The sequence below is a fragment of the Geodermatophilus sp. URMC 61 genome, from assembly GCF_052931555.1.
Genome location: NZ_JBRFHZ010000002.1, coordinates 2,327,087 through 2,349,521 on the forward strand (window position 1 = coordinate 2,327,087; position 22,435 = coordinate 2,349,521).

Annotated in this window: 17 protein-coding genes; 6 read left to right on the forward strand and 11 right to left on the reverse strand. The window is 73.7% G+C overall.

Annotated elements, in window-relative coordinates:
• Window positions 1-2: 2 nt before the first annotated feature.
• The 4 genes from sufD to ACU610_RS10730 form a co-directional block, all read right to left on the reverse strand.
• Window positions 3-1,322: a Fe-S cluster assembly protein SufD gene (gene sufD / locus ACU610_RS10715; RefSeq protein WP_446767693.1), complete on the reverse strand. Its 1,320-nt coding sequence runs from the start codon at window positions 1,320-1,322 to the stop codon at window positions 3-5.
• Window positions 1,322-2,764 (reverse strand): Fe-S cluster assembly protein SufB, encoded by a 1,443-nt coding sequence (sufB, locus tag ACU610_RS10720; protein ID WP_446767694.1) that lies wholly within the window; start codon window positions 2,762-2,764, stop codon window positions 1,322-1,324. The genes sufD and sufB overlap by 1 nt, the downstream gene beginning before the upstream one ends.
• Window positions 2,761-3,669 (reverse strand): helix-turn-helix transcriptional regulator, encoded by a 909-nt coding sequence (locus ACU610_RS10725; protein ID WP_446767695.1) that lies wholly within the window; start codon window positions 3,667-3,669, stop codon window positions 2,761-2,763. Before ACU610_RS10725 ends, sufB begins: the two co-directional genes overlap by 4 nt.
• Before the next feature lie 142 nt (window positions 3,670-3,811).
• Complete coding sequence (locus ACU610_RS10730; protein WP_446767696.1) at window positions 3,812-6,355, reverse strand: ATP-dependent Clp protease ATP-binding subunit; 2,544 nt, start codon at window positions 6,353-6,355, stop codon at window positions 3,812-3,814.
• A gap of 239 nt (window positions 6,356-6,594) precedes the next feature.
• Between ACU610_RS10730 and ACU610_RS10735 the strand changes: the two genes are divergently transcribed.
• Window positions 6,595-7,539, forward strand: a complete 945-nt coding sequence (locus ACU610_RS10735) for a COX15/CtaA family protein (RefSeq protein ID WP_446767697.1) — start codon at window positions 6,595-6,597, stop codon at window positions 7,537-7,539.
• A 99-nt stretch (window positions 7,540-7,638) separates the two neighbouring features.
• Here ACU610_RS10735 and ACU610_RS10740 read toward each other — a convergent pair whose 3' ends face one another.
• A complete protein-coding gene (locus ACU610_RS10740) occupies window positions 7,639-8,559 on the reverse strand; it encodes a heme o synthase (RefSeq protein ID WP_446767698.1) in 921 nt (306 codons plus the stop codon).
• A gap of 357 nt (window positions 8,560-8,916) precedes the next feature.
• On the opposite strand from ACU610_RS10740, the gene tkt reads away from it, so the two are divergent.
• The 5 genes from tkt (at window position 8,917) to pgl (ending at window position 16,030) form a co-directional block, all read left to right on the forward strand.
• Window positions 8,917-11,142 carry a transketolase gene (tkt, locus tag ACU610_RS10745; protein WP_446767699.1) on the forward strand — a complete coding sequence of 742 codons (2,226 nt, stop codon included), beginning with the start codon at window positions 8,917-8,919 and terminating at the stop codon, window positions 11,140-11,142.
• 87 nt (window positions 11,143-11,229) lie between these two features.
• Window positions 11,230-12,330, forward strand: a complete 1,101-nt coding sequence (gene tal / locus ACU610_RS10750; protein WP_446767700.1) for a transaldolase — start codon at window positions 11,230-11,232, stop codon at window positions 12,328-12,330.
• A 223-nt stretch (window positions 12,331-12,553) separates the two neighbouring features.
• Window positions 12,554-14,071, forward strand: coding sequence for a glucose-6-phosphate dehydrogenase (zwf, locus tag ACU610_RS10755; RefSeq protein ID WP_446767701.1), 1,518 nt, complete (start codon window positions 12,554-12,556; stop codon window positions 14,069-14,071).
• 25 nt (window positions 14,072-14,096) lie between these two features.
• Window positions 14,097-15,218 carry a glucose-6-phosphate dehydrogenase assembly protein OpcA gene (locus ACU610_RS10760; RefSeq protein ID WP_446767702.1) on the forward strand — a complete coding sequence of 374 codons (1,122 nt, stop codon included), beginning with the start codon at window positions 14,097-14,099 and terminating at the stop codon, window positions 15,216-15,218.
• Window positions 15,215-16,030, forward strand: coding sequence for a 6-phosphogluconolactonase (gene pgl / locus ACU610_RS10765; protein ID WP_446767703.1), 816 nt, complete (start codon window positions 15,215-15,217; stop codon window positions 16,028-16,030). The genes ACU610_RS10760 and pgl overlap by 4 nt, the downstream gene beginning before the upstream one ends.
• 387 nt (window positions 16,031-16,417) lie before the next feature.
• Here the strand turns inward: pgl and ACU610_RS10770 are convergent, their stop codons facing one another.
• From ACU610_RS10770 to gap, 6 genes are all read right to left on the reverse strand, one after another.
• A complete protein-coding gene (locus tag ACU610_RS10770) occupies window positions 16,418-16,759 on the reverse strand; it encodes an RNA polymerase-binding protein RbpA (protein ID WP_446767704.1) in 342 nt (113 codons plus the stop codon).
• 180 nt (window positions 16,760-16,939) lie between these two features.
• Window positions 16,940-17,173, reverse strand: a complete 234-nt coding sequence (secG, locus tag ACU610_RS10775) for a preprotein translocase subunit SecG (protein ID WP_446767705.1) — start codon at window positions 17,171-17,173, stop codon at window positions 16,940-16,942.
• A gap of 229 nt (window positions 17,174-17,402) precedes the next feature.
• On the reverse strand, window positions 17,403-19,190 hold the full coding sequence (locus ACU610_RS10780; RefSeq protein WP_446767706.1) for an ABC transporter substrate-binding protein: 1,788 nt from the start codon (window positions 19,188-19,190) through the stop codon (window positions 17,403-17,405).
• Window positions 19,191-19,223: 33 nt separating this feature from the next.
• A complete protein-coding gene (gene tpiA / locus ACU610_RS10785; RefSeq protein WP_446767707.1) occupies window positions 19,224-20,075 on the reverse strand; it encodes a triose-phosphate isomerase in 852 nt (283 codons plus the stop codon).
• Window positions 20,076-20,090: 15 nt separating this feature from the next.
• Window positions 20,091-21,284: a phosphoglycerate kinase gene (locus ACU610_RS10790; protein WP_446767708.1), complete on the reverse strand. Its 1,194-nt coding sequence runs from the start codon at window positions 21,282-21,284 to the stop codon at window positions 20,091-20,093.
• A 2-nt stretch (window positions 21,285-21,286) separates the two neighbouring features.
• On the reverse strand, window positions 21,287-22,291 hold the full coding sequence (gap, locus tag ACU610_RS10795) for a type I glyceraldehyde-3-phosphate dehydrogenase (protein WP_446767709.1): 1,005 nt from the start codon (window positions 22,289-22,291) through the stop codon (window positions 21,287-21,289).
• Window positions 22,292-22,435 lie beyond the last annotated feature (144 nt).

A 22,435-nucleotide genomic window follows, 5' to 3' on the forward strand; every position in this document is an offset into this window, starting at 1 on the left:
GGTCAGGCCACCTCGACCGGCTGCTCGTCGAGGCCGGGCAGGGCGCCGAGGCGGGTCTCGATGGTGCGCATCAGCCGGTCCTGCAGCTCGTCGATGCCGATGCGCTGGACGACGTCGGCGAAGAAGCCGCGGACGACGAGGCGGCGCGCGGTCTCGGCGTCGATGCCCCGGGAGCAGAGGTAGAACAGCTGCTCGTCGTCGAAGCGGCCGGTGGCGCTGGCGTGGCCGGCGCCGACGATCTCGCCGGTCTCGATCTCCAGGTTGGGCACCGAGTCGGCGCGGGCGCCGTCGGTGAGCACCAGGTTGCGGTTGAGCTCGTAGGTGTCGGTGCCGGTGGCCGCCGGGCGGATACGGACGTCGCCGATCCACACCGTGCGCGCACCCTCGCCCTGCAGCGCGCCCTTGTAGAGCACGTTGCTACGGCAGTTGGGCACCGCGTGGTCGACCCAGAGCCGGTGCTCCTGGTGCTGGGTCTCGTCGGAGAAGTACACACCGAGCAGGTCGGCCGAGCCGCCAGGACCGGCGTACTGCACGTTGCTGACCAGGCGCACCAGGTCGCCGCCGAGGGTTACCACGGTCTGGGTGAAGGAGGCGTCGCGGCCGACGACGGCGTCGTACTGCGCGCCGTGGACGGCGCCGGGTGCCCAGTCCTGCACCGACACGAGGTCCACCTGCGCGCCGTCCCCGACCAGGACGGCGACACCCCCGGCGTACTTCGCCAGGCCGCTGTGGTCGAGGACGACGGTCGCCTGCGCGAAGGCGCCGACCTCGATCACCAGCTGGCCCCACACGACGTCGTCCGAACCGGTGCCGGCCAGGGCGAGCGTGACCGGGCGGTCGAGGACCGCCTCGGGACGCACCCGTAGCACGGCGGCTCCGCCGGCGCGCCGGCGGGCGAGCGCCGCGAGCCGGTCGACCGGCTCGGGCAGGCCCTTGAGCAGCGGGTCGTCGGCCTCGACGCTGGTGAGCTCGGTGCCCTCGGGCAGGTCCGTCGTCCACGTCAGGTGCGCGTCGGACGGCGCGCCGTCGAGCAGCGGGCGGATCCGCCGCATCGGCGTGAAGCGCCACGTCTCCTCGCGACCGGTGGGGACACCGAAGGCGTCGGGGTCGGTCGAGGTGAAGCGCTCGGCGGGCGAGCCGGTCGGAGCCGTCCCACCGTGCGAGTGCGCACCCGGTGCGGCCTGGCCGGCGGTGCCGGTGCCCGCGGCCGGGGTGGCGGGCGGGCCGGCCTGGGTGCCGACCCCCTCGCCGAACAGCTCGCCGGCGAGGGTGGCCGACTCCGTGGTGAGACCGGTGGTGTTGACGTTGTCGCTGGCCGACATCAGCCGACGGCACCTTCCATCTGCAGCTCGATCAGGCGGTTCAGCTCGAGGGCGTACTCCATGGGCAGCTCGCGGGCGATCGGCTCGACGAACCCGCGCACCACCATGGCCATCGCCTCGTCCTCGGACAGGCCGCGGCTCATCAGGTAGAAGAGCTGGTCCTCGCTGACCCGGGAGACCGTCGCCTCGTGGCCCATGGCCACGTCGTCCTCACGGACGTCGACGTACGGGTAGGTGTCCGACCGGCTGATCGTGTCGACCAGCAGCGCGTCGCACTTCACCGTCGACTTCGACCCGTGCGCACCCTCGTCGATCTGCACGAGACCGCGGTAGGACGTCCGGCCACCGCCGCGGGCCACCGACTTCGACACGATGGTCGAGGAGGTGTTCGGCGCGGCGTGCACCATCTTGGCGCCGGCATCCTGGTGCTGGCCCTCACCGGCGAAGGCGATGGAGAGCACCTCGCCCTTGGCGTGCTCGCCGGTCATCCAGACCGCCGGGTACTTCATCGTCACCTTGGAGCCGAGGTTGCCGTCGACCCACTCCATGGTCGCGCCCTCGTGAGCGATCGCCCGCTTGGTGACCAGGTTGTAGACGTTGTTCGACCAGTTCTGAATGGTCGTGTACCGGCAGCGCGCGTTCTTCTTGACGATGATCTCGACGACCGCGGAGTGCAGCGAGTCCGACTTGTAGATCGGCGCGGTGCAGCCCTCGACGTAGTGCACGTAGGCGCCCTCGTCGACGATGATCAGCGTCCGCTCGAACTGGCCCATGTTCTCGGTGTTGATGCGGAAGTAGGCCTGCAGCGGGATGTCGACGTGCACGCCCTTCGGCACGTAGATGAACGAGCCACCGGACCACACGGCGGTGTTCAGCGCGGCGAACTTGTTGTCGCCGGACGGGATCACCGAGCCGAAGTACTCCTTGAAGATGTCCTCGTGCTCGCGCAGGGCCGTGTCGGTGTCCAGGAAGACGACGCCCTGGTCCTCCAGCTCCTTCTGGATCTGGTGGTAGACGACCTCGGACTCGTACTGCGCCGCGACGCCGGCGACCAGCCGCTGCTTCTCGGCCTCCGGGATGCCCAGCCGGTCGTAGGTGTTCTTGATGTCGTCGGGCAGGTCCTCCCACGAGGCCGCCTGGGCCTCGGTGGAGCGCACGAAGTACTTGATGTTCTGGAAGTCGATCCCGGACAGGTCCGACCCCCAGTCGGGCATCGGCTTGCGGCCGAACAGCTTGAGGGCCTTCAGGCGCCGCTCGAGCATCCACTCGGGCTCGTTCTTGCGGCGGGAGATGTCCCTGACGACGTCCTCGTCCAGGCCGCGGCGGGCGGAGGCCCCGGCGACGTCGGCGTCGGCCCAGCCGTACTCGTAGCGGCCGAGCTGGGCGATCTGCTCGTCCTGCGTCAGCGGCGTGCCGGTCACCGGCTGCTGGGTGCTGGTCATGCGGGCGTCCTCTCCCGGTCGTTCGTGGGGGTGCTGCTGGTGGACGGTGCGGGGCCTCCGCCGGCTCGGAGCCGGTGCGCCGCGCGCTCGTCCGGTACAGGGCTCGCGGGGCCCGATCTGTTCCCCGCGCGCGTGTGAGCCAGGACCCCGTCCTCCTCACCCCTCGCACGCTCGGGGTGAGGAGGACGGGGCCACGAGTCGGTGCGGCGGACCGGCCCGGGGATGTGCGTGGTGCACACCCCGTCGCCGTGGGCGATCGTGGCCAGCCGCTGCACGTGCGTGCCGACGAGCCGGCCGATCACGGCCGTCTCGACCTCGCACAGCTGCGGGAACTCCGCCGCCACGTGCGCGACCGGGCAGTGGTGCTGGCACAGCTGGCCGCCACCCGAGATCGCCGAGGCCGAGGCAGCGTAGCCCTCGGCCGTGAGCGCCGCGGCGAGGGCCTGGGCCCGGTCGACCGGCGGCCCCGGCACGGTCTCCACCGCGGCCGAGCAGCGCTGCTCCAACCCGGCGAGCTGGGCCTCGGCCACCGCGCGGACGGCGTCCGGCCCGCCCTGCGCCGCGACGAACCGCAGCGCGGTCAGCGCCAGGTCGTCGTAGGCGTGCGGGAAGGCCGAGCGGCCGGCGTCGGTGAGGTGGAACAGCCGGGCCGGTCGGCCCCGGCCGCGGGGCGCGCCCGGCGCGTGCCGCTCCTCGACACGGCCGGTGGTCACCAGTGCGTCGAGGTGCCGGCGGACGGCGGTCGGCGAGACCCCCAGCCGCCCGGCGAGCTCGGTCGCGGTCTGCGGACCGTGCTCGAGCAGCAGGGCGGTGACGCGGTGCCGCGTGCGCCCGTCCTCGGCGGACGGCGAGGGGCGCGACGGGCTGCTCGCCCCGCCGCCGACCTGCACCGCGCTGCTTTCCACAACACGAGTCTCACCTAATTCCGGCGGCGTGCAAGCAAGGGCAGCCTAAGCCGGGCCGGGCCCGAACCTGAACCCGAGCCGGCGGAGGCGGTGTCGCGCACCTCCTCCGCCGGCCCTGTGGCCGAGGCCACGTAGGCGCAGGTCACACGCCTGCCGTCGCGGGCTGGTCGACGGCGAAGTCGAGAGCACCGTCCCGCACCCCGACCGTGACCCTCCGGCCCGCCCCCAGCCGGCCGTCGAGCAGCAGCCGGGACAGCGGGTTGTCGACCTCCCGCTGGATCGCCCGGCGCAGCGGCCGGGCGCCGAACTGCGGTTCGAAACCGTGCTCGGCGATCCAGCTGACCGCCTCGTCGGTGAAGGCCACCTCGATGTCCTGGGCCGCCAGCCTCCGGCGGGTCTCGTCCAGCAGCAGCCGGGTGATCTGGGCCAGCTGCTCGGTCTCCAGCTGCTGGAAGACCACGATCTCGTCGATGCGGTTGAGGAACTCCGGCCGGAACTGCTCGCGCAGTCGCCGCATCAGCCGCTCGCGCAGCCCGGCGTCGGCCGCCGCGCCGTCCCCCGAGCCGAAGCCCAGCGGGGTGTTGCGGCCCTGGATGAGCTCCGACCCCAGGTTGCTGGTCATGATCAGCACGGTGTTCCTGAAGTCCACCGTGCGGCCCTGCGAGTCGGTGAGCCGGCCGTCGTCGAGCACCTGCAGCAGGGTGTTGAAGACGTCGGGGTGCGCCTTCTCGATCTCGTCGAGCAGCACCACCGAGTACGGACGACGGCGCACCGCCTCGGTGAGCTGGCCGGCGTCCTCGTAGCCCACGTACCCGGGCGGCGAGCCCACCAGCCGGCTGACCGTGTGCCGCTCCTGGAACTCGCTCATGTCCAGCCGGATCATCCGGCCCTCGTCGCCGAACAGCGCCTCGGCCAGCGCCCGTGCCAGCTCGGTCTTGCCGACGCCGGTGGGCCCAAGGAACAGGAAGCTGCCGATCGGCCGGTCGGGGTCGCCCAGGCCGACGCGCGAGCGGCGCACCGCCTCGGCGACGACGCGGACGGCGTCCTCCTGGCCGACGACCCGCTGGTGCAGGTGCTCCTCGAGCTGCAGCAGCCGCTGCACCTCCTCCTGCGTGAGCTGCTTGACCGGGATGCCGGTGGCCCGGGAGACCACCTCGGCGATGTCCTCGACGCCGACCTCCGGCACGCCCGACCCACCCGTGCCGGACTGCCCGCCGCCGGTGCGCGCCTGCTCCAGCCGGTCCTGCGCCTCGCTGAGCTGGTCGCGCAGCTCGGAGGCGCGTTCGTACTGCTCGGCGGCGACGGCCTGGTCCTTCTCGCGCTGCAGCCGCTCGACCTCCTGCTCCAGTCCGCGCAGGTCGGTGGGCGGGGTCTTCACCCGCCGACGGACCCGGGCGCCGGCCTGGTCGATGAGGTCGATGGCCTTGTCCGGCAGGTGGCGGTCGGTGATGTAGCGGTCCGAGAGCTCCACCGCGGCCCGGATGGCGTCGTCGGTGAAGCGCACCTGGTGGTGGGCCTCGTACCGGTCGCGCAGCCCGCAGAGGATCTGCACGGTGTCCTCGACGCTGGGCTCGGGCACCAGGATGGGCTGGAACCGGCGCTCCAGAGCGGCGTCCTTCTCGATGTTGCGGCGGTACTCGTCGAGCGTGGTTGCGCCGATGATGTGCAGCTCGCCCCGGGCGAGGGCCGGCTTGAGCATGTTGCCCGCCCCGCCGGAGCCCTCCGAGGCGCCCGCCCCGACGACGGTGTGCAGCTCGTCGATGAAGACGATGACCTCGTCGCTGTGCTCGCGGATCTCGTCCATGATCTTCTTGAGCCGCTCCTCGAAGTCACCGCGGTAGCGGGTCCCGGCCACCAGGCCGGTGAGGTCCAGCTCGACCAGCCGCCGTCCGCGCAACGTCTCCGGGACGTCGCCCTCGACGATCTGGGCCGCGATGCCCTCGACGATCGCGGTCTTGCCGACGCCGGCCTCGCCGATGAGCACCGGGTTGTTCTTGCGCCGCCGGGCGAGCACCTCGACGGTCTGCTCGATCTCCACCTCCCGGCCGATCACGGGGTCGATCTGGCCGTTGCGGGCCAGCTCGGTCAGGTCGCGGCCGTACTCGTCGAGGGTCGGGGTGCTCGACTGGCCCTGCCCGGGGCCGCCGGGGCGCCCGCCGCCGGGCTGGCCGCCGCCCATGGCGACCTGCTGCAGCGCCTCCGGGGTGACACCGCGCTCGCGCAGCACCCGCCCGCCCGGGGAGTCCGGGTTGACGGCGAGGGCGAACAGCAGGTGCTCGGGGCCGATGTAGGTCGAGCCGAGGGCGCGGGAGACGCGGTGGGCGTCGAGCAGGGCGCGCTTGGCGGCCGGGGTGAGGGACGGCGCCTCGGTCCGGGGCTCGCCCCGCGTGAGCTGCTGCTCCAGGGCGGCACGCAGCTGGTCGGGGTCGGTGCCGGATCGGGACAGGAACTGGCGGGTGGTCCCGTCGCTCGTCATGGCCCACAGCAGGTGCTCGGTGTCCAGGTCAGCATTGCCGGTGGACACCGCCTCGCGCGCGGCGGCGTTGACCAGCTCCCGCGCCTGCTGGCTGAGGAACTGGGTGATGTCGACGCGCTGCCGGGGCGCGCGCTGCTCCCCGCCCAGGTAGCGGGCCAAAAAGTCGTCGAAGGGGCTCCCGTAGGGCCCCGGGAAGAAGGGGTTGGTCATGCCTCACGTCCAACGGGTCGGATCGGTCGGTGGGGCGCCCGGAGGTCCCGCGGGACCCGGGGACCGACGCGCAGGGGGGCTCCCGCTGCAGGCCCCTCACCCGGGTGGGCGCACCGACACCGGTGGCGGCGACTCGGCCGCTCGCGTCGGGTACAGCGCCGGACGGCGGCTCGTCCTTCCGGCCCGTGCTCCGCTCTCGGCGAACCGGGGGCACCCGTCCGCGCGGCTAGCATCGGCCCGTGCCGGTCCTCCCCACCGCCTTCTCCCCTGCCGCCGTCTCGCGCCTGGCGCTGGCCAACGTGGTCGCCAACGGCGCGATCATCGTCACCGGCGGCGTCGTCCGGCTCACCGGCTCGGGGCTCGGCTGCCCCACCTGGCCGCGGTGCACCGAGGAGAGCTTCGTCACGACCCCCGAGCTCGCCGGGCACGGCGTCATCGAGTTCGGCAACCGGCTGCTGACCTTCGTCCTCACGGCCGTCGCCGTCGCCCTGCTCGTGGCGGTCTTCCGCTCGCCCCGGCGCGACCTGCGCCCGCTGGCCGTGCTGGCCTTCCTCGGCATCCCGGCCCAGGCGGCCATCGGCGGCGTCACGGTGCTGACGGGGCTCAACCCGTGGACGGTGGCGGTCCACTTCCTGGTCTCCGTCGTGCTGACCGCTCTGGCGACGGTGCTGTGGCTGCGGTCCCGGGAGCCCGGGGTGGGTCAGCCGCTGGTCCGGCGTCCCCTGGCCCTGCTGGTCGGCGGGATCGCGGCGGTCACCGCGGCCGTGCTGGTGCTGGGCACGATCGTCACGGGCAGCGGCCCGCACAGCGGCGACGTCGACGAGAACGACGTCCCCACCGGCGACCGGATGGGCTTCGACATCGAGCTGGTCAGCCAGCTGCACGCCGACGTCGTCTTCCTGCTCGTCGGCCTCACGATCGCCCTCCTGGTGGCCCTGTACGCCACCGACGCCCCGGGCCGGGTCCGCCGCGCCGCCCGCGACGTGCTCGTCATCCAGCTGCTGCAGGGCGTGGTCGGCTTCGTGCAGTATTTCACGCACCTGCCGGTCGTGCTGGTGCTGCTCCACATGCTCGGCGCGGTGCTCGTGACGGCGTGGACCGCCCGGCTGGTGTGGTCGGTCCGCGGCCCGGCCTCCGAGCTGCCGGTGGACGCCCCGGCCGTTCCCACCGCCGCCACCCGCTGACCCCACCACTCGACGCCGGGATGCGGCTGAGGGCGCCGGCGGCCGCCCTTCAGGGGCCCGCGCCGAGCGTGCGAGGCGTGGGGGAAGGGTGGTCCTCTTTCAGACCAGGACGTCGACGATGATCGCGATGGAGAGCAGGGTCATGTAGGTGATCGAGATGTGGAACAGCTGCATCGGCTTGGTCTCCGCGCCCGCGCGGATGCGCCGCAGCAGGCGGTGCGCCTCGACGATGAACCACAGTCCGAGCGCGGTCGCGGCGCCCGTGTAGACCCACCCGATGCCGAAGCCGTCGGCCACGGGCCACAGCAGCAGCGAGACGGCGACGGTCAGCCAGGTCCAGAGGACGGTCTGGCGGCCGACCGACAGCGGGCTGGCCACCACCGGGAGCATCGGGACGTCGGCACGCGCGTAGTCGGCGCGGAACCGCATGGCGAGCGCCCAGAAGTGCGGCATCTGCCAGCAGAAGACGACGCCGAAGAACACCACCGCCGGCCAGGCCAGCGTGCCGGTGACCGCCGCCCACCCGATGAGCACCGGCGCCGCCCCCGGCACACCGCCGAACTCGGTGCTGCGCCGGGTGTACCGCTTGAACACCATGGTGTAGAGCACGGCGTAGTAGAAGATCGCGCCCGCGGCCAGCAGGGCCGCCAGGGGTGTCGTCGTCGCGTACAGCAGCGCGACCGACAGCACGGTCAGCACCACGCCGAACACGAGCGCGGCCCGCGGGGCGACCTCGCCGGTGACCAGCGGGCGCCGCTCGGTGCGGTGCATGAGCCGGTCGATGTCGCGGTCGTACCAGCAGTTGAAGACGTTGGCCGCGGCCGCGGCGAGGGTGCCGCCGGCCATCGTGGCCAGGAGCAGTTCCCACGGCGGCAGCCCGCCGGAGGCCAGCATCATCGCCGGCAGGGTGGTGACCAGCAGCAGTTCGATGATCCGCGGCTTGGTCAGGGCCACGTAGGCGCGCAGCGTGGCCGACAGGCGGCGGGCCTGGACGGCCGGGCGTTCGGAGAGCGTCGTCACCGGGCGGCCACCGACGGGTCGGCGCGCAGGCAGGGCACCACCGGGCACCTGGACAGCACGGGGTCCCTTTCGACCGGGGACGGGAGAACGGACCCACTGTAGCCCGCGACCACCCCCGGCTCCGGTCGGCATGACCAGCGTCTCCTCCGCCGGGCAGACCACTAGGGTCGACCACGTTGGTGCTGCGCACGCAGCGGGTAGGGCTGACGTCGACGACGACGGTGCGTCCTGGTCCGGGGGTGGGACCGCGACGAACGCGAGGCCGGTCGCTGGAGCCAGGCACCGCCGTCCGCCCGGGCCAGAGGTCGCCGCCCGGGCGGATCCCGCACGGCCGACCCGAGGGAGCACGACAGACCGATGACGACCGACGACGCGACGAAGAGCACCGAGTCCGAGGCCCCGGCCGAGGCTGCCACCGACGCCCCGACGGGCGACCCCCGCCAGCCGCACCCGACCCTCCCGGAGGGCTTCGGGGAGCTCGACCGCCGCGCCATCGACACCGTGCGGGTGCTGGCCATGGACGCCGTGCAGAAGGTGGGCAACGGCCACCCGGGGACGGCGATGAGCATGGCCCCGACCGCCTACCTGCTCTTCCACAAGTGGCTGCGGCACGACCCCAGCGAGCCGAACTGGACGGGCCGCGACCGCTTCGTGCTGTCCATGGGCCACTCGAGCCTGACCCTCTACATCCAGCTCTACCTCTCCGGCTACGGCCTGGAGCTCGAGGACCTGCAGGCCCTGCGCACCTGGGGCTCGAAGACCCCCGGGCACCCCGAGGTGAACCACACCCCCGGCGTGGAGACGACGACCGGTCCGCTGGGCCAGGGCGTGGGCAACGCCGTCGGGATGGCGATGGCCGCCCGCCGCGAGCGCGGCCTGTTCGACCCCGACGCCCCCGAGGGCGAGAGCCTCTTCGACCACACCATCTGGTGCTTCGCCTCCGACGGCGACATGGAGGAGGGCGTGAGCGGCGAGGCGTCGTCCCTGGCCGGGACGCAGCAGCTCGGCAACCTGGTCCTGGTCTACGACGACAACCACATCTCGATCGAGGACGACACGAACGTCGCCTTCACCGAGGACGTCGGCAAGCGCTACGAGGCCTACGGCTGGCACGTGCAGCATGTCGACGACGGCGAGGACCTCGCCGCGGTCGACGCCGCGTTCGCCGCGGCCAAGGCAGAGACCGGCCGACCCTCGCTCATCGTGCTCCGCACGATCATCGCCTGGCCGGCGCCCAACAAGCAGAACACCGGCGCCGCGCACGGCTCGGCGCTCGGCGAGGACGAGGTGCGCGCCACCAAGGAGGTCCTCGGCTTCGACCCGGAGAAGACCTTCGACGTCGACGAGGAGGTCCTGGCCCACGCCCGCTCGGTCGTCGAGAAGGGCCGCAAGGAGCGCGCCGAGTGGGACGAGCGGTTCGCCGCCTGGCAGCGGAACAACGCCGACGCGGCCGCACTGCTCGACCGGATGCGCACCCGCACCCTGCCCGAGGGCTTCGGCAAGGACCTCCCGAGCTGGGACGCCGACCCGAAGGGCGTGGCCACCCGCAAGGCCTCCGGCGAGGTGCTCGCCGCGCTGTACCCGGCGCTGCCCGAGCTGTGGGGCGGCTCGGCCGACCTCGCGGAGAGCAACAACACCGCGGTCAAGGGCGAACCGTCGTTCCTGCCGGCCGACCGCCAGACCAAGATGTGGTCGGGCGGGCCGTACGGGCGCACGCTGCACTTCGGCGTCCGGGAGCACGGGATGGGCGCGATCATGAACGGCATCGCGCTGCACGGCGGCACCCGCGTCTACGGCGGCACCTTCCTCACGTTCTCCGACTACATGCGCGGCGCGGTGCGGCTGGCCGCGCTCATGCAGCTGCCGGTCACCTACGTATGGACGCACGACTCCATCGGCCTGGGCGAGGACGGCCCGACCCACCAGCCCATCGAGCACATGGCGGCGCTGCGGGCCATCCCGGGGCTGGACGTCGTCCGCCCGGCCGACGCCAACGAGGTCGCCGTGGCCTGGCGCACCGTGCTCGAGAACAACGACCGCCCGGCCGGCCTGCTGCTGTCGCGGCAGAACCTGCCGGTGTTCGACCGCTCGGAGTTCGCCTCCGCCGAGGGCGTGGCCCGCGGGGCCTACGTCCTCGCCGAGGCGTCGAACGGGAGCCCCGAGGTGATCCTGCTCGGCACCGGCTCCGAGGTGCAGATCGCCGTCGCGGCCCGCGAGCGCCTGGAGGCCGACGGCGTGCCCACCCGGGTCGTCTCGGTGCCCTGCGTCGAGTGGTTCGCCGACCAGGACCAGGCCTACAAGGACGAGGTCCTGCCGCCCACCGTCCGCGCCCGGGTCAGCGTCGAGGCCGGCGTGCCCATGGGGTGGCGGGAGTTCGTCGGCGACGCCGGCCGGATCGTCGGCCTCACCCACTACGGGGCGAGCGCCGCCTACTCCGTCCTGTACGAGGAGTTCGGCCTCACCGACGAGGCCGTCGTGGCCGCCGCTCGCGAGAGCATCGCGGCGGCCCGCTCCGGCGACGCCGTCCCGGCCGGCCCCGTCGCCGAGACCGGCGGCCTGCCGCACCCCACCGGCGACCGATGAAGGACCACCCTTCCCCCCACCCCTCGCACGCTCGGCGCGGGACCCTGAAGGGTGGCCGTTCCAGCACCTCACCAGGAGGAACCTGACATGGCACAGAACGAGAAGCTGGCCGAGCTGTCGTCGGCCGGGGTCGCCGTCTGGCTCGACGACCTCTCCCGCGACATGGTCCACGGCGGCAAGCTGCAGTCGCTTGTCGACGAGTACTCCGTCGTCGGGGTCACCTCGAACCCGACGATCTTCGCCGCGGCGATCAGCGGGTCGGACTCCTACGACGACCAGCTGCACGCCCTCGCCGTACGCGAGGTGAGCGTCGAGGAGGGGCTGCGCACCATCACCGCCGCCGACGTCCGGGACGCCTGCGACCTGCTGGCCCCGGTGGCCGAGCGGCAGCCCGGTGACGGCCGGGTGTCGCTGGAGGTGGCGCCCGGCCTGGCGCACGACACCGACGCCACCGCGGCCGAGGCGGCGCACCTGTGGTGGCTGGTCGACCGGCCCAACCTGTTCATCAAGATCCCGGCGACGCAGGCGGGCCTGCCGGCCATCACGACGTCCATCGCCCAGGGCATCAGCGTCAACGTCACCCTCATCTTCAGCCTCGAGCGCTACCGGGCGGTCATGGACGCCTACCTGTCCGGGCTGGAGCAGCGGCTCGCCGACGGGGGGGCGCTCGACGGCATCGCGTCGGTGGCGTCGTTCTTCGTGTCCCGCGTGGACAGCGAGATCGACAAGCGGCTGGACAAGGCGGGCGCCGATCCCGCGCTGAAGGGCAAGGCGGCGCTGGCCAACGCGCAGCTGGCCTACCAGGCCTACGAGGAGGTCTTCTCCTCCGACCGCTGGAAGGCCCTCGAGGACAGGGGCGCCCGTCCGCAGCGGCCGCTGTGGGCCTCCACCGGCGTGAAGAACCCCGACTACCCCGACACGCTCTACGTCAGCGAGCTGGTCGCGCCGGGGACGGTCAACACCATGCCGGAGAAGACGCTCAAGGCCTTCGCCGACCACGGCAGCATCGGCACCCCGGTGCAGAAGACCTACGACGAGGCCGCGTCGGTGATGCGGTCGATCGCCGACGCCGGGGTCGACCTGGACGACGTCTTCCGGATGCTGGAGGACGAGGGCGTGCAGAAGTTCGCCGACTCGTGGGACGAGCTCACCGAGTCGGTGCGGACCCAGCTGCAGGACAAGGCCTGACCCCCGGGTCCCCGCGCACCCGGCCTCGGCGCCGGGGCGCGGGGACCCGGCTCCGTCGGGGTCGGGGGCCGCACGGCGACCGCCCGGTCCGCCTCGTCGCACCGGGCGGTCGCCGCGCGGTCCCACCACGGAGACGGAGAATCGACACAGCCCCGTACTCCCCCGACGTCCGGTGCACCGCCGCGCCGGACGCCGGTTCCCCTCCCGACCTCGAGGACGGACCATGATCACCAACCCGCTGCGCGATCCGCGGGACCGGCGGCTGCCCCGCGTACCCGAGCCCTGCGCCCTGGTCGTCTTCGGCATCACCGGGGACCTCGCCCGCAAGAAGCTCCTGCCGGCCGTCTACGACCTGGCCAACCGCGGACTGCTGCCCACCAACTTCGCCCTCCTGGGCTTCGCCCGCCGCGACTGGGGCGACGAGGACTTCGCCGAGCTGGCCCGCTCCGCCGCGCGGAAGGCCGCCCGCACCCCCTGGCGCGAGGAGGTCTGGGAGCGGCTGGCGAGCAGCGTGCGCTTCGTCCAGGGCTCCTTCGACGACGACAACGCCTTCGACGAACTGGCCCACACCCTCGGCGAGCTGGAGGGCACCCACGGCATCGGCGGCAACGCCGCGTTCTACCTGTCCATCCCGCCGGCGATGTTCCCGGTCGTGCTCAAGCAGATGCAGCGCACCGGCATGGCCGACAGCACGCCGGACCGCTGGCGCCGGGTGGTCGTGGAGAAGCCGTTCGGCACCGACCTGGCCTCCAGCCGTGCGCTCAACGAGCTGGTCGACTCGGTGTTCACCGCCGAGGACGTCTTCCGCATCGACCACTACCTGGGCAAGGAGACCGTCCAGAACCTGATGGCGCTGCGGTTCGCCAACACGCTGTTCGAACCGGTCTGGAACGGCCACCACGTCGACTCGGTGCAGATCACCATGGCCGAGGACGTCGGCATCGGCGGGCGGGCGCAGTTCTACGAGCAGACCGGCGCCGCCCGCGACGTCCTGCAGAACCACCTGCTGCAACTGCTCGCGCTCACCGCGATGGAGGAACCGGTCGAGTTCTCCGCCGAGGAGATCCGAACCGAGAAGCTCAAGGTGCTGCGCGCTATCTCGCTGCCCGAGGACCTGTCGACCTTCGCCGTCCGCGGCCAGTACGAGCAGGGCTGGCTGGCCGGCCAGCGGGCCACCGGCTACCGGCAGGAGGAGGGCGTCGACCCGCACTCCACCACCGAGACCTACGCCGCCGTCCGGCTGGGCGTGGAGACCCGGCGGTGGGCGGGCGTGCCGTTCTACCTGCGCACCGGCAAGCGGCTGCCGCGGCGGGTCACCGAGATCGCGCTGGTGTTCAAGCGCGCGCCGCACCTGCCGTTCGCCGACACCGACACCGAGGAGCTGGGCAACAACCAGCTGGTCGTGCGGGTGCAGCCCGACGAGGGGGTGACCCTCAAGTTCGGGTCGAAGGTGCCCGGCAGCGTGATGGAGGTCCGCGACGTGTCGATGGACTTCCTCTACGGCGAGCAGTTCACCGAGGCCAGCCCCGAGGCCTACGAGCGGCTGCTGCTCGACGTGCTGCTCGGCGACGCGACCCTCTTCCCGCGCAACGCGGAGGTCGAGGCGTCGTGGTCGGTGATCGACCCGCTCGAGGAGTTCTGGGCCGGGACGACGCCGCAGCCGTACCGGGCCGGCGAGTGGGGGCCGCGGGCGGCCGACGAGATGCTCGCCGCCGAGGGCCGCCGGTGGCGACGTCCGTGACCGGCGTTCGAGAGGAGAAGACCCCGTGACCACCCTGTGGGACACCACCGGCTCCTCGGTGGTCAAGGAGCTGGCCGCGCAGCGCCGCACCGGCGGCGCCGTGCTCTCCGGTGTCGCGCTGACCCTCGTGGTCGTGGCCGACGAGAACCGGGTGGCCGAGGCCGAGGAGGCCGCGACCGCCGCCGCCGAGCAGCACCCGTGCCGGCTGCTGATCGTGGTCCGGCGGCAGATCGAGGCGCCGACCCCTCGGCTGGACGCCGAGGTGCTGATCGGTGGGCGGCTGGGGCCGGGCGAGGCCGTGGTGATGCGCATGTACGGCCGGCTGGCGCTGCACGCCGAGTCGGTCGTGCTGCCGCTGCTGGCCGCCGACGCGCCCGTGGTGACCTGGTGGCACGGCCCTGCGCCGGACCAGCTGGCCACAGACGCGCTGGCGGTGATCGCCGACCGGCGGATCACCGACAGCTCGCTGGCCGAGGACCAGCTGGCCGCGCTGCGGGCCCGCGCCGAGGACTACGCGCCCGGCGACACCGATCTGGCCTGGACCCGCAGCACGCCGTGGCGCGCCACGCTCACCTCGACGGTCGACTCGGTGTCCGGGCGTCGGGGGGACGCCGTCCGGGTGCTCGGGGGGCGGGTCGAGGGCGACCCGGGGCACGCGACCGCGCTGCTGCTGGCCGGCTGGCTGAGCGCGCGCTGCGGCTGCGAGGTCCCGGTGGTGTCCGGGGAGCGGCGCCCCGGCCCCAGCGGCGTCTCGGCCGTGGTGCTGGAGCTCGACCAGGACGAGCGGGTGCGGGTGGAGGCCGACCGGCGCGGCGGTGCGGTGATCACCCAGCCCTACCGGCCGACGGCGACCGTGGCCCTGCCCGACCGGCAGCTCGGCGACCTGGTCGGCGAGGAGCTGCGCCGGCTGGACCCGGACGAGCCGTTCGCCGACGCGCTGGAGGCCACGACCGGCGTCCCGGACCTGTCGTACCGCTCCCCCGTCCGCGAGTACGTGTGGCACGACCCCGCCGAGACGAACGCCGGCAGCGGCGGGGAGACGCTGCCCGTCGTCCCGCCGGACTCGGAGGGCACCGACGAGGTGGCCCAGCAGGGCGTGGACGACCCGGACCAGGGCGCCCGGGACAGCGGGCAGGTCGTCCCGTGACGCTGCCTCCCGGGGACCGGATCGCCGCCCGGCTGGCCGCGGAGGGCCGTCCGGCGCCGGACGTCGTCGTCGAGCCCGACGCCGACCGGCTGGCCCGGGCGGTCGCCGCGGCGCTGGTCGCCCGGCTGGCGGCGGCGCAGGCCGTGCACGGGACGGCGTCGGTCGTCCTCACCGGCGGCGGCATCGGCACCGCCGTCCTGGCGCGGGTCGCCGACCTGGTCCGCGAGCCGGCGCGGGAGCGGGTGGACTGGACCGCCGTCGACGTCTGGTGGGGCGACGAGCGCTGGGTGCCGGCCGACGACGACGAGCGCAACGAGCTCGGGGCCCGGCGGGCCCTGCTGGATCCGGCCGGCGTGCCGGCGGAGCGGGTGCACGCGATGCCGGCTGCGGACGCCGGGTTCGCCGAGCCCGAGGACGCCGCCGCCTGGTACGCCGAGCAGCTGGCCGCCGCAGCGCCGGAGGGCGAGTCGCTCCCCCGCATCGACGTGCTGTTGCTGGGCATGGGCCCGGAGGGTCACGTGGCGTCGATCTTCCCGGGCACGCCGGCGGTCTCCGACGAGCGCACGGTGGTCGCGGTGCGCGACTGCCCCAAGCCGCCGCCGACCCGGGTCAGCCTGGGCTTCCCCGCGATCAACGCGGCCGAGGAGGTGTGGCTGCTCGTCTCCGGCTCGGCGAAGGCCCCGGCCGTGGCGCGGGCGCTGACCGCCGACACGACGCCGGACGAGCTGCCCGCGGCCGGGGTGCACGGGCGTCGGGCCACCCGGTGGCTGCTGGACGCCGAGGCCGCCGCGGAGCTCGACGCGCGGAGCTGAGCCAGGGTCCGGCGGCCCTGGTCGGCGGCCGGGGCAGCGGGAACACTGCGGTCCGCCGGCAGCCACCCGGCGCCGACCCTCCCCCTGGAGCCCGCGATGACGCTCCCCGCCCCCGTCGTCCGCCGCACGCCTCGTCCGGTGTGGGACGTCGTCCCCGTCGCACCGACCGGGCGCCCGGGGTGCTACTGGAACTGGGAACGGGCGACCTGGGTGGCCTGGACGCCCGTGCCGCAGCCGCGACCGCCCCGGGACTGAGGGAGGACCCCTGCTCCCCGACGCTCGCAGGCTCGCGGCGGGACCCGGGACGGACCCCCTGGTTCCGGAGGGGTTCGGGGCGCGCCGGCGGCGGCCGTCAACTCCCGCTGGGCGCCGCCTCAGACCAGGGGGTCACGCACCGCGGCGCGCCCGTAACTTGGCCAGGGCCTCCTCGAGGAGGGCATCACCGTCGGCGTCGCTGCGCCGCTCGCGGACGTAGGCCAGGTGGGTCTTGTAGGGCTCGGTGTGCGGCGCGGGCGGCGGGGCGTCCTGGTCCTGGCCGGCCGGCAGGCCGCAGCGCGGGCAGTCCCACAGCTCGGGCACCTCGGCGTCGGAGGCGAAGGACACCTGGGTCTCGTGGCCCTGGGCGCACCAGTACGGCACTCGCTGGCGGGGCGCGGCCTCGCCGCGCTCGGCCTCGCCCATCGGACCCGCGCCCACCCGCGTACCCCGGATCGCGTTACCACCAGCCACCAGTGCCCCCTGCGTCTCAGCGGTCTGCGGCGACGAGTGGCCGCCGGGGCAGTCTATGGCCTGGATCTTGCCGCGCAGAGGACTTTGGTCCCGGTGACCTCGGCGTTCGCGGGACCGCCGTCGGCCCCGTCCAGGGCACCGCCCCGAGCCTGCGAGCGGCGAGGAGGACGGCGTCCTCGTTCAGACCTTGAGCAGGATGCCCAGCGCGACGATGCAGACCGTCCAGATCAGGCCGATGAAGACCGTCAGCCGGTTGAGGTTCTTCTCCACCACCGAGGAGCCGGCCAGCTGCGAGGAGACCGCGCCGCCGAACATCGAGGACAGGCCCCCGCCCTTGCCGCGGTGCAGCAGGATCAGCACCACGAGGAGCACGCTGGTGAGCACCAGCAGCACGTTGAGGACCAACTCGACCATGCTCCGAGGGTAACCGACGGGCCGCGGCCAGCCGTCCAGCCGACCGTGTCCGCCGCTCCCCGGGCCGTCAGCGGCTGTGCCCACGGTCCGCTTCCGCGCCCGGGTCCGCTCCTCGCTCGCAGCGCTCGCTGCGATGCTCCCCGGGCTGTCAGCGGCTGTGCCCACGGTCCGCTTCCGCGCCCGGGTCCGCTCCTCGCTCGCAGCGCTCGCTGCGATGCTCCCCGGGCCGTCAGCGGACGCCGGCGGTCGCGAGGTCGTAGCTCGTGTACGGGCCCATCACCACGCCGTTGCGCAGCCGCTGACCGGCCAGCAGCTGCACCCGCGACTCGGCGAGGGGTACGTACGCGCCGGTGGCGGTGGCCGCGGTCGCCACCTTGCGCCACGCGGCGCGGGCGGCCTCGGGGTCGCCGGCGGCCGTGCGCGCGGCGTCGATGAGCCGGTCGATCGCGGGGTCGGCGAGCCGAGCGAAGTTGGTGTTGCCGACGGTGCTCACCGACCGCCCGTCGACCAGCGGCACGAGGAACGAGCCGGGGGTCGGGAAGTCGGCGGTCCAGGTGGCCAGCACGATGCCGATGCCGTTGTCGCGGACCCGGTCGGGGTTGCCGACCTCGGTGGCGTAGAAGCTGGGCGCGTCGAGGGGGCGGACCTGAGCCCGGATGCCGATGCGGGACAGCTGCTCGGCCACCTCCTCGGCGACCGCCACACCCGTCGGGGCGTCCGGGACGGCGAGCACGGTGTCGAAGCCCTCCGGCTGCCCGCAGGTCGCGAGGGCCTCCTCGGCCGCGGCCGGGTCGGGCGTCGGGTCCGGCTCCTCCGGCGCCCCCTCCACACCGCGCGGCCACAGCTGCGAGGTGCGCACCGCCTCCGCCGGACCGCCGAGCACCTCCTGCACCGCGGCGCGGTCGACCACGGCGGCGACCGCGGCCCGGCAGGCCGGGTCGTCGAACGGCGCGACGTCGGTCGGCAGGGCGAGCAGCCGGACGACGTTGTTGGTCACCTCGTCGATGCGGTCGACCAGCCGGACGTCGCCGCCGGCGTCCTCGCCCAGTCGGGCCGTCGTCGGCGCCTGGATGCCGGTGCCGGAGACGTCGACGTCGGCCGAGCCGGCCAGCAGCGCCTGGTCGCGCTCCACGCCGGTCAGCCCGGTGCGCACGACGACCCGGTCGGGCAGCGCGGTCCGGACCTGGTCGGTCGCGGGGTCCCACTGCGGGTTGCGCTCGAGCACGATGCCGGTGACGTCGTCCCGTGTGGCGACCACGTACGGGCCGGAGGACACCGGGTCGCGGCCGTACTCGGCGCCGGTGTCGCTGTCGGCCGGGACCGGGCTGCTCGAGGGCAGCGCCATGACGTACGGGAAGTCCGGCTGCGGCGAGCGCAGCCGGAAGGTGATCGTGCGGTCGTCGGGGGTCTCGACCGAGGCCAGGCCCAGCCTGCCGGGGGTCTCGTCCTGGTACGGGCCGGCGTAGGGGTTGCCCGGGTCGTCGAGCAGCTCGACCACCCGTGTGGGACCGCCGACGACGACGTCCGAGGCGAACGAGCGCTCGATGCCGTACTTGACGTCGCGCGAGGTGATCGGCGCGCCGGTCTCGAAGCGGACGCCCTCGCGGAGGGTGAAGGTCCAGGTGGTGCCGCCGTCCGGCGTGGTGCCGAGGTCCGTGGCGAGGTCGGGCACCAGCTCGCCGGTGTGGCCGGGCTCGGAGGAGTAACTGACCAGCGTGCGGGTGTAGAGCCGCATGAGGTTCCACACGCCGGGGAGGTAGGAGCGCTGCGGGTCGAGGTTGTCGACCTCGCCGGTCACCACCCGCAGCGTGCCGCCGGCGGCCTCGGACGGCGCCCGGACGCCGGTGACACCGGTGTCCGGGCCGCCACCGAAGACGGGGAGCGTGGGGCTGTCCTCACCGGCATTGGCGCAGCTGACCGCCACCCCGACCACCAGCAGGACGACGGCGGCGATGCCGGCCACCCGGCCGCGGGTGCCCCGCGCCCAGGCGGGGCCCCGCTCCAGCGTGCTGTCCACCCCACCCGCTCCCCGCCCGTCCGGCGGCGGCGGTCAGCCGCCGTCGGCGGCTGTCCGACAGATCTGCGCGAACTCGTCGGCGTCCAGGCTGGCGCCACCGACGAGGGCACCGTCGACGTCCGGCCCGGCCAGGATCCCGGCCGTGTTGGCGGCCTTCACCGACCCGCCGTAGAGGATACGGACGATCCCGGCGGTCTCGGCGCCGAAACGCTCGGCGAGCCGTGACCGTAGGGCAGCACACACCTCCTGAGCGTCCTCGGGCGTGGCGACCTCGCCGGTGCCGATCGCCCACACGGGCTCGTAGGCGATGACCACTCCCCCGCCGGACCCGGAACCCACGCCGGCGCCTTCGCCGGAACCCGCCAGTTGCTCGGCGGTCAGCCCCTCGAGCGCGGCGTCGAGCTGGGCGGTGCAGTGCCCGACGTGCTCGCCGGCCCGGCGCACCTCCAGCCCCTCCCCCACGCAGAGGATCGGCACCAGCCCGTGCCGCAGGGCCGCCTGCACCTTGCCGGCCACCACGGCGTCGTCCTCGCCGTGCAGCGCGCGCCGCTCGGAGTGGCCGACGACGACGTAGCGGCAGGCCAGCGCGGCGAGCATCGCGCCGCTGACCTCGCCGGTGTAGGCGCCGGAGTCCTGCACCGAGAGGTCCTGCGCGCCGTAGCCGATCTCGAGCTTGTCGCCGGTCACCAGCGTCTGCACGCTGCGCAGCGCGGTGAACGGCGGCAGGACGACGACCTCGGCGGCCTCCAGCTCGGGCTCCTTGAGGCTGAAGGCCAGCTTCTGCACCAGCCCGATGGCCTCGAGGTGGGTGAGGTGCATCTTCCAGTTGCCGGCGATGAGCGGCCGGCGTCCCTCACGGCGTGCGGGAGTGCCCCTGCGTGCCACGTCCGTCCTCCTCGCTCAGTCGGCCAGCACCGCGAGGCCGGGCAGTTCACGGCCCTCGAGGTACTCCAGCGACGCGCCGCCGCCGGTGCTGATGTGGCCGTAGGCAGCCTCGTCGAGGCCGAGCTGGCGCACCGCGGCGGCGGAGTCGCCGCCGCCGACGACCGACAGGCCGTCGACCGCGGCCACCGCCTCGGCCACCCCGCGGGTGCCGGCCTGGAACGGCGCGAGCTCGAAGACGCCCATCGGGCCGTTCCAGAAGACGGTGCGGGCACCCCCCAGCTCGCGGCCGAACGCCTCCACCGTGCGCGGGCCGACGTCCAGGCCCATCTGGTCGTCCGGGATCTGGTCGACGGGGACGGTGGTCGTCTCCACCTCTGCGCTGAACTCGGGCGCGCAGACGACGTCGACCGGCAGCACGATCCGCTCCCCCGCCTCGGCCAGCAGGCGCTTGCAGGTCTCGACCTGGTCAGTCTCCAGCAGCGACCGCCCGACGCCGTGGCCCTGGGCGGCGAGGAAGGTGAAGCACATCCCCCCGCCGACCAGCAGCCGGTCGACCTTGGGCAGCAGCGCCTCGATGACGGCGAGCTTGTCGCTGACCTTCGAGCCGCCGAGCACGACGACGTAGGGCCGCTCGGGGTCCTGCGTCAGCCGGGTCAGCACGTCCAGCTCGGTGGCCACCAGCCGCCCGGCGACGTGCGGTAGCCGCAGCGCCACGTCGTACACCGAGGCGTGCTTGCGGTGCACCGCGCCGAACGCGTCGTCGACGAAGACGTCGGCGAGGGCGGCGAACCGGTCGGCCAGCTCGCCCCGCTCGGCGTCGTCCTTCGACGTCTCGGCGGCCTCGAACCGGACGTTCTCCAGGAGCAGGACGTCGCCGTCGCCGAGCGCGTCGGCCCGGGACCGGGCGTCGTCCCCGGCGACGTCGGCGGCCAGCGGGACGTCGGCGCCGAGCAGCTCACCGAGCCGCGCGGCGACCGGCGCCAGCGAGTACTGCGGATCCGGCGCGCCCTTGGGCCGCCCCAGGTGGGCGGCGACCACGACGCGGGCGCCGGCGTCGCGCAGCGCCTGCAGGGTGGGCAGGCTGGCGCGGATCCGACCGTCGTCGGTGATGGCCCGGGTGGTCTTGTCCAGGGGGACGTTCAGGTCGGCGCGCAGGAACACGCGCCGACCCGAGACGCCCTCGGCGAGCAGGTCGTCGAGGGTCCGCATCGCTACAGCGAGCGCCCGACGAGCTCGACCGAGTCGACGAGGCGGTTCGAGTAGCCCCACTCGTTGTCGTACCAGCCGAGCACCTTGGCCATCGGGCCGAAGACCTTGGTCAGCTTGCTGTCGTAGATGCAGCTGGCCGGGTCGGTGACGATGTCGGAGGAGACGATCGGGGCGTCGGTGTACTTCAGGATCCCGGCCAGCGGGCCCGAGGCGGCCTCGCGGTAGGCGGCGTCGATCTCGTCGGCCGGCACCTCGCGGGAGAGCTGGACGGTGAGGTCGGTGGCCGAGCCGGTGGGCACCGGGACGCGGACGGCATACCCGTCGAGCTTGCCGTTGAGCTCGGGCAGGACCAGGCCGATCGCCTTGGCCGCACCGGTCGAGGTCGGGACCATGTTGAGCGCGGCGGCGCGGGCGCGACGCAGGTCCTTGTGCGGCCCGTCCTGCAGGTTCTGGTCGGCGGTGTAGGCGTGGATCGTGGTCATGAGACCGCGCTCGATGCCGAAGCTGTCGTTGAGGACCTTGGCCAGCGGGGCCAGGCAGTTCGTCGTGCAGGACGCGTTGCTGATGATCGTCTGGGAACCGTCGTACCTGTCGTGGTTGACGCCCATGACGATGGTGAGGTCGTCGCCCGTGGCCGGCGCCGAGATGACGACCTTCTTGGCGCCGCCGGCGTCCACGTGCTTGCGCGCGTCGTCGGCCTTGGTGAAGAAGCCGGTGGACTCGACGACGACGTCGACGCCCAGGTCGCCCCACGGCAGGTTGGCGGGGTCGCGCTCCGAGAGCACCTTCATGGTGCTCCCGCTGATCTTGATGCCCTCGCCGTCGGCGGCGACGTCCTCGGACAGCACGCCCAGGATGCTGTCGTACTTCAGCAGGTGCGCGAGGACCTCGGGGCTGGTGAGGTCGTTCACCGCCACGATCTCGATGTCCTTGCCGCTGGCCGCGGCGGCCCGCCAGAAGTTGCGTCCGATCCGGCCGAAACCGTTGATGCCCACTCGTACGGTCACAGCTGACCCTCCATGTGCTCGATCGGTCTGTCGCGTCGGTCGGCCGCACGGGCGCGCGGCCGCGATCTGCGACGACCCTATCGGCCAGGGCCCCGGCCGTCCGGTCCAGGTTCAGCGGCCGGGGACCGGCTCCGGGACGACGGT

Excerpts from the sequence above, each read along its gene's own strand:
- sufD (WP_446767693.1), bottom strand. The coding sequence starts at position 1,322 with ATGTCGGCCAGCGACAACGTCAACACCACCGGTCTCACCACGGAGTCG.
- ACU610_RS10790 (WP_446767708.1), bottom strand. The coding sequence starts at position 21,284 with ATGCGGACCCTCGACGACCTGCTCGCCGAGGGCGTCTCGGGTCGGCGC.
- sufB (WP_446767694.1), bottom strand. The coding sequence starts at position 2,764 with ATGACCAGCACCCAGCAGCCGGTGACCGGCACGCCGCTGACGCAGGAC.
- ACU610_RS10730 (WP_446767696.1), bottom strand. The coding sequence starts at position 6,355 with ATGACCAACCCCTTCTTCCCGGGGCCCTACGGGAGCCCCTTCGACGAC.
- secG (WP_446767705.1), bottom strand. The coding sequence starts at position 17,173 with ATGGTCGAGTTGGTCCTCAACGTGCTGCTGGTGCTCACCAGCGTGCTC.
- zwf (WP_446767701.1), top strand. The coding sequence starts at position 12,554 with ATGATCACCAACCCGCTGCGCGATCCGCGGGACCGGCGGCTGCCCCGC.
- tal (WP_446767700.1), top strand. The coding sequence starts at position 11,230 with ATGGCACAGAACGAGAAGCTGGCCGAGCTGTCGTCGGCCGGGGTCGCC.
- tkt (WP_446767699.1), top strand. The coding sequence starts at position 8,917 with ATGACGACCGACGACGCGACGAAGAGCACCGAGTCCGAGGCCCCGGCC.